Genomic DNA, 14344 nt, shown 5'->3' on the forward strand with positions numbered 1-14344 from the left:
TAGCCTTATTTCAAGGAGATTTTTTTAGTGAGTAATAATAATTCAAATCAGGAATTTGTACCTAATATACAGCTTAAAGAAGAGTTAGGGGCTTTTGGATATAAAATTCAAGTTTCTCCTGTAGAAAAAGGTATGGCTCATATCCTTGGTAACTCTATTAGAAGATTTTTGTTATCTTCATTATCAGGTGCTTCTATAATCAAAGTCAATATAGATGGTGTATTACACGAATATTCGACTTTAGAAGATGTTAAAGAAGATGTTGTTGAGATTGTTTCTAATCTAAAAAAAGTTGCAATAAAGCTTGATAAAAGTGTAGCAAAAGTAGAATTAGAACTATCAGTAACTAAATCTGGTGTTGTAACTGCAGGAGATTTTAAAACAACTCAAGGCATAGAAATTATCAACAAAGATCAACCTATTGCTACTCTAACCAACGAAAGAGAGTTTAGTCTGACAGCTACTGTTAGTGTGGGTAGAAATGTCGGAATTCTTTCGGCACTACCAACTGAGCTAGAAAATGTTGGAGACATCGCTGTTGATGCGGATTTTAATCCTATAAAAAGAGTTGCTTTTGAAATTTTTGATAATGGGAATAGTGAGACATTAGAAGTGTTTGTGAAAACAAATGGTACTATTGAACCACTAGCAGCTGTTACAAAAGCGCTAGAGTATTTCTGTGAACAAATATCTGTATTTGTATCTCTTAGAGTACCTAGTAATGGTAAGACTGGAGATGCACTATTAGATTCTAATATTGATCCTATATTACTTAAACCAATTGATGACCTAGAGTTAACCGTTAGATCATCTAACTGCTTAAGAGCAGAGAATATTAAGTATTTAGGTGACTTAGTACAATATTCAGAGTCGCAGCTTATGAAGATACCTAATTTAGGTAAAAAATCTCTAAATGAGATCAAGCAAATATTAATAGACAATAGTTTATCTTTAGGTGTTCAAATTGATAACTTTAGAGAACTAGTTGAAGGAAAATAAATATATAGTAATCATATAATATTAACTATAAAGGAGTAATTACTATGAGACATCGTAAAAAAGGAAGTAAGTTCGGAAGAACTAGTAGTCATAGAAAAGCTATGTTTAAGAATATGTCAGCATCTTTGATTAATCATGAGCTTATTAAAACTACTTTACCTAAAGCAAAAGAGTTAAGAACTATAGTTGAGCCTTTAGTAACTTTAGCTAAAAGAGAACATAAGCTAAGAAATGAATTAGATGTTAACTCTAATGAGTTTAAAGCACAATCTGTTGCTCTTAGAAGACAAGCTTTTGATTTCTTAAGAAATAAAGCTGCTGTTACTAAGCTTTTTGAAGAGTTTGGTGCTCGTTACGCAGAAAGAGCTGGTGGTTATACTAGAATTCTTAAGTGTGGTTATAGATTTGGTGATAAAGCTCCTATGGCTTTCATCGAATTGGTTGATAGACCTCAAGTAGAAGAAGCAGCTGACGAAGAATAATAATCTTTTTTCTATATTCTATATTTATCTCAAACAGATATATCTATTTTTAATTTAACTTACTCTTATAAATTTTGCTAAACTCTTAATAATAGAGTTTTGAAAAATATTATCTTATTATATGCTACAAAAAATTTATCAGAGTATAATAGTTGTTCTTGTTATTATAAATTCATTTACTTTAATTGCTCAGATCGATTATGGCGATATTAATTATTTGAATTATATAAATATAGCTTTTTCAGCTATTTTTTCTATAGAATACATTATCAGATTTTTTTTAGCACGGAGAAAGTTTGTTTTTGTTTTTGGTTTTTATAATGTTATTGATTTTATAGCGATATTTTTACCATTAATATTATCATTGTTTGGTATTAACTCTCATGAATTAATAGCCTTGAGGTTACTAAGAGTATTCAAAATTTTCCAAAATACAGCGATAATGAATAGATTGATTAATGTATTTAAAAAAATCTATCTCGAACTGTTAGTATCATACTGCTTAATTTTTGTGATATTGATAATATCTTGTATCTTGATGTTTTATGCTGAGCATGAAGCCCAACCTCAGGTTTTTTCATCTATATCTAATACTTTGTGGTGGGGTGTTATTACTCTAACAACGGTAGGTTATGGAGATATGTATCCAATTACACTCTTGGGTAGATTAATAGCAGCTATAGTTTCTATGTTGGGAATTGGTGTTTTTGCTATTCCAAGTGGTTTGATTGGAGGTGCTTTTATTGACGAAATCCGTCAAGAAAGAGAGCTGGCTGCCAAAAATAAACAAAAAGTAGAATAATTATCTAAAAAGACATTTTTTATATACTAAAAAATCTTGAAAAAATAGCAATGACTCTCATATAGATACTTGTGATTAAGTTATTTGAAAAAAGTATAACAAAAGAGGGTTATATAAATGTCAGAGAAAAAATATACATTTGAAACAGAAGTTGATAAATTACTTCATCTTGTGATCCATTCACTATATTCAAACCGTGAGATATTCTTAAGAGAGCTTGTATCTAATAGTTCTGATGCTATCGAGAAGCTAAGATATGAGAGTATCTCTAATGCAGCTTTGAATGAGGATGATACTGATTATGCTATTAGAATTGATTTTGATAAAGATGCAAAAACAATTACTGTTAGCGATAATGGTATTGGTATGACTGAAGAAGAGGTTATTGAAAATCTTGGTACAATTGCAAAGTCTGGAACTAAAAAATTCTTAGAAAGCTTAACAGGCGACAAGAGTAAAGATAATGAGTTAATTGGTCAGTTTGGTGTTGGTTTCTACTCTTCATTTATCGTTGCTGATAAGGTTACAGTTAGAACAAGAAAAGCAGGCCAAGATAAAGCTCAGGCAACTAAATGGATTTCTGATGCAAAAAATGGCTTTACAGTCGAGACTATAACTAAAGACAAGCGTGGTACAGAAATAACTCTTCATATTAAAGAAGATCAATTAGATCTGCTCGAGTATCACTTACTAAAAGGTTTAGTTAATAAATATTCTGATTGTATTAATACACCGATTCAAATGAAAAAAGTTGAAACTAATGATAAGGGTGAGCAAACAATCAAAGATGAGTATGAGACTGTAAACAATACTAAAGCTATTTGGTTAAGATCAAAAGATGAAATAAGTGACGAAGAGTACCAAGAGTTTTATAAGTATATATCTCATGATTTTGCTAATGCTTTGATGTGGTCTCATAATAAAGTAGAGGGTAATCTTGAGTACAACAGCTTGCTATATATTCCAGAGAATAAGCCTTTTGATTTTTGGAATAGAGATAAAGATTATGGTTTATCTTTATATGTGCGTAGAGTATTTATTATGGAGAATAAAGAACTATTACCTCCATATTTAAGATTTGTTAAAGGTGTTATTGACTCTGCTGATTTACCACTTAATGTATCGCGTGAGATTTTACAGCATAACAAGGTTATTGATAAAATCAGAAAAGCGACTGCATCTAAGATATTAGGAGAGCTTAAAAAACTTGCAAATAAAGATGCTGAGAAATATCAAAAATTCTGGGATAACTTTGGTCAAGTGCTTAAAGAAGGTGTTTCTGATGATCATTCAAATAAAGAGAAAATTGCTGGTTTAATGAGATTCGCAACTACAGAAAGTGGTGATGCCAAGCAAACAGTTTCTTTAGCTGACTACATCTCACGTATGAAAGATGGTCAAGATACTATCTACTATATTACATCTGATAGTTATAAGGCTGCTGCAAATAACCCACAACTTGAAGCATTCAAGAAGAAAGGTATCGAAGTTATCTTGATGACAGATAGAATCGATGAGTGGATGATGTCTACTTTGACTGAGTTTGATGGTAAGCATATGAAGTCTATTATCAAGGGTGATATCGATCTTGATAAATTTGAGACTCCAGAGAATAAAGAAAAATTCGAGAAAGAAGCGAAAGACTTTGAGAAAGTTTTAAAAGAAATCAAAGAAGTTCTAAAAGATAAAGTTGAAGATGTACGCTTGTCTAAGCGTTTGACAGATTCTCCAAGCTGTGTGGTTGTAAATGACTATGGTATGAGTCTACACATGCAGAAGATGATGGAAGAAGCTGGTCAAGGATTTATGCCTGGTATGGGTATGAAGCCTATTCTTGAGCTTAATGCAGAACATAATTTAGTACAAAAATTAAAAGATGAAGCTGATACTGAAGTATTTGGAGACTTATCAGAGCTTTTACTTCTTCAGGCAATGTTTGTTGAAGGTGCTAAGATAGAAGATCCAATGGCCTTTGTTAAGCTTGTGAACAAATATATCAAATAGTTTTTCTTTTTATTCTATTCTTTTTTCTTAATCATCTTATCTAGAAATATATTTTTTAATTTGTTTTTAAATCTCCCATCAAAATATATAAAAGAGCTTTTTGCACAAATTTTCTATTTAAACTCTGTTGGAAAATAACCGAACATTTGTCATCCGGGAGATCTTCGCTAACTTCTTTGCCTCTTTCCATAGGCATACAGTGCATAAAGATAGCATTATCATTTGCGTATGACATTAGTTCTTTATTTACCTGGAATCCTGCGAAAGCATCATCTTCAGTAGGTTCAAAGCCCATGCTACACCAAACATCAGTATATACAGCATCACATCCTTTGACAGCTTCTTTAGGATCATCAAAATCTTTAACGATACTTAGATCTTGAAGTTGATCTAAAATCTTTTGATCTGGTTTATGACCTTCTGGACAAGCGTAGTGTATTTCTAAGCCGATAGTATTAGCTAATAATAACAAGCTGTATAAGATATTGTTAGAATCACCTATATAAGCTATTTTTAGGGAGTCTAAACTACCAAAAACTTCTTTTAATGTTAGTAAGTCTGCTAATGTTTGACAAGGATGATATAAATCTGTCAAAGCATTTATAATTGGAACTTTAGAGTAAGAAACCATTTCCTCAACATCGCTATCTGCGAAAGTTCTAATCACAACAGCAGAACAATAGTTTTGTATCACTCTAATAAAATCTTTGGGTTGTTCATTTTTTCTAGAGGCAGAGACGCTCTCGATTAGATTACCACCCATTTCGATAATAGCAGCAGAAAAACTAAAACGAGTTCTAAGAGATGGTTTATCAAAAATCAGCGCAATAATCTTATCTTTTAAGGCATGGTTATATTTTTGAGGATTAATTTTCATATCCTGGGCTATTTGCATTATATTTTCAAAATCCTTAGATGTTATTTCTGCTCCAGAAAGTAAATGATTAAAAGATAAGTTTTTCATATTCCTCCTCCAAATACACAAGTTGTTCCTAGCTCTTCTGCATTAAATAATATTTTTTTTGTTAAAATTTTTTCTTGATTACCATTTAGTATGCTAATGGTTTTTTTTGAGCAATTTAAAAAGTTTTTTATTGAGTCAAGCTTGATACTCATTCCACCAACAGCTGTTTTATTTTCAATAAGTTTTGAAATATCTTTCACTGAAAGGCTTTTGATTAAATTACCATTATTATCAAGTACACCATTTTGATCAGTAATATAGATAAGCTCATCGACATCACAAATAATAGCTAGCTCTGATGCAACATTATCTGCATTGACATTTACTGACTCAAATTTATCAGTAAGACAAATCGTTGCAACTATAGGTATTAGCCCTTGAGGTAGAGATTTTAGAATAACTGTAGGATCAACATCTTTGACTAAACCAACATAACCATATTTATCTTTATCGATTAGGCTACAAGTAATTAAGTTACTATCCTCACCAGATATGCTAATACCATCTAAATTGATACTACTAAACATTTGCGAGAGCTTTTTGTTAACTCTGTATAGAGCCATTTGAATTATCTCCATATGTTCTTTTGGAGTAACTCTTAAACCATCTAGAAATTTTGTTTGAACATCGTGCTTTTCTAGACACTTGGTTATAAATTTACCACCACCGTGGACAATGATTATTTCTGCCCCAGCTTCTTTTAGGTTTTTTATATCAATACATAGGTTTTTCATCACTTTTTCATCTTCAAGTACTGAGCCACCTAGTTTTATTAAGATTCTTTTATTTGCTAATTCTTTCATGATAAATAATCCGCATTTATATTTACATATTGCTGAGTTAGGTCACAGCCCCATGCTATTGCTTGTTGGTTTCCTTGAGAAAATGTAACATCAATAGTTACAGTATCTTCTTTCATGGCATTTTTAAGATTTGTTAAATCATCTAAAACAGGTAAACCATTAGTGAAGATCTTTTGTCCTTGCATAAATATTTGGCAACTTTCTAGAGTCTGCTCATCTATATCAACTTCGCCAATTTTTGCTAAAACTCTTCCCCAATTTGGAGATTCGCCATATATGGCTGTTTTGACTAAAGAGCTAGAGATTATTTTCTTTGCTAACTCTTTGGAAAGTGTTTCATCGTTTAGACCTGTAACTTTTGCCTCGATAAGCTTGGTTGCTCCTTCGCCATCGCGTGCAATGCTTTTAGCTAAAATCACAGCTATTTCATGTAATGCTTCTTTAAATATATTTATATCTTCATTAGATGAAACCTCAATACCACTTGCGCCATTTGCCAACATAAATACACAATCATTAGTAGACATATCACCATCTACTGAGATCATATTGAAACTGTTGTCACTTGATTCTCTAAGTATTGCTTGAGCTAGCTGAATATCTATATCAGCATCTGTTAGAAAATATCCAAGCATTGTTGCCATATTTGGGTTTATCATTCCAGAGCCTTTGCAAATTCCAGTAATAGTGATTTCCCCTGTGGATAGCTGTATTTTTTTGTAAACTGATTTGGGTAGTAGGTCTGTCGTTAGTATTGAGATCGCAAATTTATCGGCAATATTCGATACGCTGTTTATTAGTTTTGGTATAGCAGATGTTATTTTATCAATAGATATTTGCTGACCAATAACACCAGTGGAGGCAATCAAGACTTGCTCAGATGAACAGTTTAGTTCTGTCGCTAAACTATCAACTACCTGTTGATTATGTTTATCGCCTATTTCTCCTGTAGCAGCATTAGCTTGACCACTATTTGTAATGATCGCTTTGATATTATCTGCAGGTAACAAATTCATGCAATATTTAATTGGTGCAGCTTTACATTTGTTTTTTGTGAAGACTCCTACAGCTTTACAGTTTTCTTCTGAAATTATAACTCCTAGATCTGGACGATAGAGCCTAACCCCGCAGTTTACACCACCTGCTAAAAATCCTTTTGGTAATTTTGTTCTAAATAAGCTCTCCATGTCTATCTCCTTTTTTATAATCCTGTGGTTATAGGAAGCCCGTAATAATTGTTTAAGTTCTCAATTGCTTGAGTAACAGCGCCTTTTAGTAAGTTATCGATAAAAGAAAAAATTATGATTTTATTATTTTTAATCGAAAATCCTAAATGAGTGTTGGGTGTGCCAACGATGCTTTTAATTGATAAAAATGACGATATTTCTGAATTCGTTGTTGCTGCAATATCAATGAATTTAAATAAAGGGTACTCAGCATATTCGTTGTTATAAGCATCGCTAACTAAATCACTAATATTCTCTTCTGAAGTTGTAGTTTCTGAATTTAAATCAGCATAAACTGTCATCGCAATGCCAGAATGAATCGGTAACATACTTGTGTTGAAATAAAGCTCATCTTCTTTAATATCAAACTCTGCTAAAGCTTTTAGAATCTCAGGAATATGTTGATGTTTACCAATCTTATATGGAAAAAAGTTGTTAAGCATCTCTGAGAACATTAAATCTTGTCTTGGTTTTTTTCCTGCTCCAGAGACTCCTGATTTGGCATCTATAATTATATTGTTGGGTTTTATTAGATTATGCTTTAGTAGAGGGAGTAGTGATAATAATGCACATGTCGCATAGCATCCAGGGTTCGCTATTATAGTATCTTGCTGAGTAAATTTAACATATGGAGAAAGTCCATATTTGGCACCTTGTTCTATGCCTTCAATAGAGTGAGATAATCCATACCAAGATGCTAATAAATCTTTATCTAGTCTAAAAGCGCCACTTAAGTCTAAGACCTTTATTTTTATATTCTTCTCATAGAGTTTCTGTAGTATCTCTATAGAAATCTCTGCTGGTGTAGCTAATAATAAAAAATCCACGTCGAAGTTTTCAGCACTTAATTCATCCAAAGAATATGTGTATTCTTTATTTTCTTGCTTAGATATTCCTAAGCTCCCAACTAATTTAAAATGGGGGTGTTTACTTATTAATTCTTTAAGAAGCTGGCCTGTGTAACCATTTATTCCAGCTATGCATATTTTTGAAATCATTATTTGCTCACAACTCATAATACTTGATGAACACTGTAACATTTTAAAAACTTGCTGTGAATAATTATTTACCAAAAAAGAATAAAAATTTACAATAAGGATTGATTTGTGTTTATTTATTCATTTGTTGTGAGGGAGAAAGTTATGGAAACAGTTGTTGATATTACAAAGCAGTATGGTGCAAATATAGTAGCAGCCATGCCTATAAATATAGTCAAAGGGGAAAATGCTTACGTATATGATGGTTTGGGTAAAAAATATATCGATATGGCAACAGGTATTTCATCTGTGAATTTTGGACATAATAACCCTAAAATTTTGTCAGCTCTGTTTGAGCAAGTGAATAAAATTTCAGTTGTGCCAAGACTTTTTCACAATGAGCCTTTGGCAAATTTATTAAAGAAAGCTTGTGAGCTAACAAGTATGGATAAGGCTATAGTTATGAATAGTGGTGCTGAAGCTATAGAGACTGCAATAAAAGTAGCTAGAAAGTGGGGATATGTAAAAAAGCAGATTCCAGATGGTTTGGTAGAGATAATAACTTTTGATAATAGCTTTCATGGTAGAACAATAACGGCAATAGGTACATCATCGAATCATGCGTATAAAGATAAGTTTGGTCCTATGCCTCAAGGGTTTATCTCAATACCTTATAATGATTTAGATGCTCTTGAAAAAGCTATTACAAAAAATACAGCAGCAATAATTATTGAGCCTATCCAAGGTGAGGGTGGAGTGATTATTCCAGATGAGGAGTATTTGTATAAGTGCCAAGAAATTTGCAAAAAGAATAATGTGTTGTTTATTCTAGATGAGATACAAACAGGTATGGGACGTACTGGCAAAAATTTTGCTAAAGAGCATTATGGTTTAGATCCTGATGGGATGACATTGGGGAAATCTTTGGGAGGAGGAGTATTACCTATTTCACTGTTTCTAGGCAAAGAAGATCTTATGGAAGTGTTACACCCTGGTGATCATGGTAGTACTTTTGGAGGAAATCCATTGGCTTCTGCTATAGCGTATAAGGCTCTTAGTATTTTGGATGAAGAATCTTTAGCTGAGAGAGCAGAAGCTTTAGGAAGCTTATTTGTAGATCAGTTAAAAAAAATAAATTCTAAATATATCCAAGAAATAAGAGCAAAAGGTTTATTTATTGCTTTGCAAATATATCCGCAATATTTTGAGAGTTTTTATCAAGAGCTTTTAAATCTAGGCATACTTGCTGTAAAAACTAGAAATAATACTATTCGTTTATTGCCACCACTAACTATAGATAGAGAAAATCTTACTGAAGCTGTGAGTATAATAAAAAATCTAAATCTTTGAAAATAAAAAGTTTTCTATGTTCGTTTTTAATTTTTTAATATTTTTGATTGATGATGGAGCAACAAAAATTGTGTCATCACCGGCTACTATACCAATTATTTCAAAGCTATTTTTATTATAGTCTAAAGTTCTTGCTACTAATTGTGCAGCACCTGGTGCAGTATCGATTATAACAATAGCTTCATTTGCATCAATCTTGATAACTAAAGATGAAATATTATCAGTCATTATTGGAGGAGCTGGCTCATTAGGTATTTTATATACTAGAGTACTTTTTTCATTTTTGACTTTAACGGCACCGATTTTTTTGAGCATTCTATTAACTTTTGATTGACTGGCACTATAGCCTAGGCGCTCCAAAGTATCACAGATATCGTTCTGAGAAGAAAATTCTTTGCTAAGAATGAGCTGTCTTAGATCGTTATAAATATCAGATTTATCCATAAATTTTCCTTAAATAAACTAACTTCAGCTTTCGTTATTTTAACGATATTGAGATATCGAAATTATAAGCTTTTCAGAAGAATATATCTATTTTTTGCAAAAATACTAGAATTATTTATTTAGTTTAAGTTTGATAGCTACATAAGCATCACGGAAAGACAGACCTTGTTCTACTAATTTATATACTTCTTCGGTAGCATACAAGTCAGGGGTCATTGCTTGCTCTAGTTTATCTATATGAACATTCAAATCCTTGATTGTTGAGTTAAATAATAAAGCGGTATCTTCGATTAGAGTTATAGCTTCAAAGAATGGTAGTTTTGTTAGTTGGTAGTCACGATTATAACCACTAGGGACACTATCAATTATAGAAGTGATTTGTTGGAGGTAACCTTGATACAGTTTTGCATTGCCTCTCATAATTTCAAATAAATCATAATTACGTTTTTGAGGCATAATTGATGACCCTGTCGTATATGAGTTGCTTAGACTAAAGTAATCAAATTCTGCCATTGTAAATAACATCATATCATTAGCAAATCTTGAGTAGATGCTTATAGGGTTTGAGAATGTTTGTAGCATCAGTTTTTCAAAATATCCTCTAGAGAATGCACAATAAATAGGGTTGTCTTGTGTTCTATTAAAGCCAAGTAGTTCGGTAGTATATTCTTTATCATGTTTGAAGTTGCTGATACCAAATCCTGATGCAGATCCTAGGGGGTTTTGGTTAATAACTTTGCTAGTAGCTGATATTAATAACAGAGTGTCTGCTAGTGCATCAGCAAAAGAACCCAACCAAGTTGCAACCGTAGTTGGCATTGCTTTTTGCATGTGCGTATAGCCAGGCATGGGTATGTTTTTGAATTTACTAGCTTTAGAGCGAAGAGTGTAGATATTCTCTTGAATAGTTTTTTCTAAGAATTGAATCTTATCTATCATGAAAAGACGTAGCATCACTAATGACTGATCATTTCTACTTCTACCTGTGTGTATCTTTTTGCCAACTTCACCATAATGCATACATAAATACTGTTCAATTGCAGTATGACCATCTTCTTGATCTTGAGTTATTCTAAATTCATTGTTAGATAGGAGCTCTTGTATTTCTTGTAATCCTTTTTTGAGAAGATTAAGTTCATCTTTAGTAATGATTTTCATCTTATAAAGCATTTTTGCATGAGCTAAACTAGCTTGTAGATCGTATTTTAATAGTTTCTGATCAAGTATATGGTCCTGACCTACAGTATATTTTTCAACTATAGGTAAGAGCTTATCTGTTTCTGTTTGCCAAAGTTTTTTGCTCATAATATTACTTCTTATTTTTCATTATTGAATATGCTGTACGTTGAGCTAAATTATGAAGTTCTATAAATCCAGCAGAAGCATTATGATTAAATAAATCGCCACCAGCTTCAAAAGTTGCTAACTCAGGTTTTAGCATAGAAAATGGTGATTCGACTGCTACTACTTCTATATTACCTTTATATAAAGATACAGTCACTTTTCCTGTTACTTTTTTATTTTGCTCTTCGATAAATGCAAGAATATTATTCATAACAGGGTTATACCATTCAGCAGCATAAGCAAGGTAAGCCCATTTGTTGTCCATAAATGTTTTTAGCTCATTTTCCTGACGGGTAGAAACAAGTTGCTCAAGCTTTTTGTGAGCAGCTATTATAATGCTAGCACCTGGGTTTTCATAAATACCTCTAACTTTTAGACCAATCAATCTATCTTCAATAAGGTTAAATACCCCAACACCATGTTCGCCACCTATTTTATTAGATTGCATTATTAGCTCTGATAAAGGCATAGCTTTTCCATCTAGCTTGGTTGGTATACCTTCGACAAACTCTAGGGTAATATTTTGTGGTTTATCAAGGGCATTTTCTGGAGTCTTACACCATTGTAAAATTGCCTCTTTAGGAGCAATTAAATTTGAATGTTCTATTTCGCCACCTTCTGCGGTATTACCCCACATATTTTCATCATATGAGTATGGCTTGTCTTTTTGTTGCTTAACTGGAATACCATGTTTTTCAGCATATTCTAATTCTTGCTCTCTACCCATTCCCCATTCTCTAACAGGAGCAATTGTTTTTATATTTTCATCTAATGTTGTTAGATAGCTTTCAAAACGAACTTGATCATTACCTTTGCCTGTACAGCCATGAGCAACAACTTGACAATCATATTTCTTAGCTACTTCAACAGCTATCTCTGAAATAATAACTCTGCCAAGAGGAGTTGAAAGAGCATAGCCACCTTGATAATCAGCATTTGCTTTAATAGCTTTGCTTATAACCTCATCTGCAAAACGATTTTTGGCATCATACACCACAGCATCTATAGCACCTAAGCTGATAGCTTTTTGTTTTATTTGTTCTAGATTATCAGCAACTTGACCAATATCTATAGTTAAAGCAACAACTTCAACATCATATTCTTCTTGAATCCACTTGAGCATAACTGATGTATCAAGCCCACCTGAGTATAGTAGAAGACAACGTTTGAAATCACCTTTTTTTGCTTCATGACTTGCGACTTTTTGATATGAGATTGACATTTGTACTACCAGTTGTTTATTTGAATATTTATTCATATTAGCAAATTAATATTCGATATCAAGGATTTTATTGCGTATAATGTGAATAAATATTTACATGGTTGAGATTTTATTTATATCCTATGTACACAGCTATAATTATCATAATAGAGCTTAAAGTCATTAGATATAGATAGAATTTAAAGATGAATTTTAGCCATAACCCATAAGGTATTCTTGCAACACCAAGTACAGCCATAAGTGTAGCTGATGTAGGCATTAAGCAATGTGTCCAGCCATCACCAAGTTGGAATGCTAAGACAGCAATTTGCCTACTTAGGCCCGTTAGGTCTGCTAATGGCGACATAATTGGCATGGTAAGAGCTGCTTGGCCTGAGCCAGATGTAACAAAGAAGTTAAATATTGATTGGAAGAAAAACATCCCTATAGCAGATACATATTCATTGGTACCTGATATAGCTTCTGAAGCATAGTGTAATATGGTGTTTAGCATAGTGTAATCTTGGGGGTTAGAGCCTCCCATAAGATATATCAGGCCATAAGCAAAACCAATGATTAAACAAACAGGTAAAAGATCTTTGGCACCATTTTTGAAAGCATCAATAACAATGCTTAAGTTCATACCATTTACTTTACCAACTATAGCAAACAGCCCAGTTAATAGTCCTAGTATTGTAAAAAGTGTCGCAATTTCGGGGATGTAATAGCCTAGTTCTACTACGCCATACACTAGCCATATTATCGTAGCGATTAAACTCAAGAGTATTAACCATGAATAAATACACATTTTTTGTGTTTGTTCTAAGCTATGTTCATCAGAGTTTCTATAGAAATTATCATAAATATACATAGGTGAGGATTGAGGTTTCTTTTGTATTTTTAGTGCATAGATGATTGCAAAAATACTTATAGATAGAGTAAATACAAACCACATAATAATTCTAAAAAGGCTGCCTGATAATATTGGAATTTCTGCAATTCCTTGAGCAATACTAACTGAGAAAGGATTCATCCAAGAAGTTGCAAACCCTATTTGAGTCGCTAAGTAGATAACCACAGTGCAAGTCAGAGCGTCAAACCCAATAAGTACAAAAATTGGCACAAGCAACATTATAAAAGGAATCGTTTCCTCTCCCATACCAAATACAGCGCCGCCTAAAGAAAAAATAAAACATAAAACAGGCAGTAGGATGATTTTGTTATTTTGGAATTTATTTACTACTCTAAGAATTGATTGGTCAATAACTTTTGTTTTAAGAAGAACTCCGAAAGAGCCTCCTATAATTAATAAGAAAGCTATAATTGCAACAGCACCACCATCTTTTGAGCCTGAAGTTATACCATCATATATAAAATTAGTAAAACCTCGATTTTGATTATTTTCGGCTGCAAAAACTTTGACAGGAGATGTTTCTGGATTGCCTTGAGAATCTAATTTATATTGAAAGCTATCAGCAACTAATACATTTCTAGAATATGTTTGGCCATCTGAAGAGTATTGGATTTTTTTTACATCAAATTTACCAACTGGTATGAAATAGCTTGTGATAGCTACGAGGATTGCGATACAGAATAGTATAACTAAAGTATCAGGCATTTGTATTTTTTTTTGACTTCTCATCTATGGAATAATTTTATTATGAGTATTTATTTAGATTATCAGCATTTGATAAAAAAAGGATACAAAAATTAACGAAGATTGTCATATTTTCAAATAGCAACATGCC

General features: G+C 32.3%; 13 protein-coding genes. 5 read left to right on the forward strand and 8 right to left on the reverse strand.

Annotated elements, in window-relative coordinates; translation table 11 throughout:
* The first annotated feature begins 27 nt into the window (after positions 1-27).
* The 4 genes from F3D57_RS01210 (at position 28) to htpG (ending at position 4287) form a co-directional block, all read left to right on the forward strand.
* Positions 28-999: a DNA-directed RNA polymerase subunit alpha gene (locus F3D57_RS01210; protein ID WP_146421730.1), complete on the forward strand. Its 972-nt coding sequence runs from the start codon at positions 28-30 to the stop codon at positions 997-999.
* 44 nt (positions 1000-1043) lie between these two features.
* Positions 1044-1481, forward strand: coding sequence for a 50S ribosomal protein L17 (gene rplQ, locus F3D57_RS01215; protein ID WP_013922039.1), 438 nt, complete (start codon positions 1044-1046; stop codon positions 1479-1481).
* A gap of 121 nt (positions 1482-1602) precedes the next feature.
* Positions 1603-2283: an ion transporter gene (locus tag F3D57_RS01220; RefSeq protein ID WP_150463536.1), complete on the forward strand. Its 681-nt coding sequence runs from the start codon at positions 1603-1605 to the stop codon at positions 2281-2283.
* 117 nt (positions 2284-2400) lie between these two features.
* A complete protein-coding gene (htpG, locus tag F3D57_RS01225; RefSeq protein WP_149369149.1) occupies positions 2401-4287 on the forward strand; it encodes a molecular chaperone HtpG in 1887 nt (628 codons plus the stop codon).
* Positions 4288-4342: 55 nt separating this feature from the next.
* Here the strand turns inward: htpG and argF are convergent, their stop codons facing one another.
* The 4 genes from argF to argC are packed head-to-tail and all read right to left on the reverse strand — an operon-like array spanning position 4343 to position 8320.
* The gene (gene argF, locus F3D57_RS01230) at positions 4343-5251 is read right to left on the reverse strand and encodes an ornithine carbamoyltransferase (protein ID WP_150464905.1); all 909 of its coding nucleotides are present in this window, start codon (positions 5249-5251) and stop codon (positions 4343-4345) included.
* A complete protein-coding gene (gene argB, locus F3D57_RS01235) occupies positions 5248-6054 on the reverse strand; it encodes an acetylglutamate kinase (RefSeq protein ID WP_150464906.1) in 807 nt (268 codons plus the stop codon). Before argB ends, argF begins: the two co-directional genes overlap by 4 nt.
* Positions 6051-7241, reverse strand: coding sequence for a bifunctional glutamate N-acetyltransferase/amino-acid acetyltransferase ArgJ (gene argJ / locus F3D57_RS01240; RefSeq protein WP_150464907.1), 1191 nt, complete (start codon positions 7239-7241; stop codon positions 6051-6053). The genes argB and argJ overlap by 4 nt, the downstream gene beginning before the upstream one ends.
* A gap of 14 nt (positions 7242-7255) precedes the next feature.
* Positions 7256-8320: an N-acetyl-gamma-glutamyl-phosphate reductase gene (gene argC / locus F3D57_RS01245; protein ID WP_224728133.1), complete on the reverse strand. Its 1065-nt coding sequence runs from the start codon at positions 8318-8320 to the stop codon at positions 7256-7258.
* 102 nt (positions 8321-8422) lie between these two features.
* Here argC and rocD point away from each other — a divergent pair, with 102 nt between their 5' ends.
* Positions 8423-9607 (forward strand): ornithine--oxo-acid transaminase, encoded by a 1185-nt coding sequence (gene rocD / locus F3D57_RS01250; RefSeq protein WP_150464908.1) that lies wholly within the window; start codon positions 8423-8425, stop codon positions 9605-9607.
* On the opposite strand, the gene F3D57_RS01255 is transcribed toward rocD, so the two are convergent.
* The 4 genes from F3D57_RS01255 to yfcC all read right to left on the reverse strand — a co-directional run bounded on the left by F3D57_RS01255 (position 9596) and on the right by yfcC (position 14238).
* The gene (locus tag F3D57_RS01255) at positions 9596-10051 is read right to left on the reverse strand and encodes an arginine repressor ArgR (RefSeq protein ID WP_013922047.1); all 456 of its coding nucleotides are present in this window, start codon (positions 10049-10051) and stop codon (positions 9596-9598) included. The two genes, rocD and F3D57_RS01255, sit on opposite strands and share 12 nt — an antisense overlap.
* Before the next feature lie 111 nt (positions 10052-10162).
* On the reverse strand, positions 10163-11356 hold the full coding sequence (gene argH, locus F3D57_RS01260) for an argininosuccinate lyase (RefSeq protein ID WP_150464909.1): 1194 nt from the start codon (positions 11354-11356) through the stop codon (positions 10163-10165).
* 4 nt (positions 11357-11360) lie between these two features.
* Positions 11361-12617, reverse strand: coding sequence for an argininosuccinate synthase (locus tag F3D57_RS01265; protein ID WP_150464910.1), 1257 nt, complete (start codon positions 12615-12617; stop codon positions 11361-11363).
* A 109-nt stretch (positions 12618-12726) separates the two neighbouring features.
* Positions 12727-14238, reverse strand: a complete 1512-nt coding sequence (yfcC, locus tag F3D57_RS01270) for a putative basic amino acid antiporter YfcC (RefSeq protein ID WP_150464911.1) — start codon at positions 14236-14238, stop codon at positions 12727-12729.
* Between the last annotated feature and the right edge of the window lie 106 nt (positions 14239-14344).

It is taken from the genome of Francisella sp. SYW-2 (assembly GCF_008711475.1).
GTDB classification, from domain to species: Bacteria; Pseudomonadota; Gammaproteobacteria; order Francisellales; family Francisellaceae; genus Francisella; species Francisella salimarina.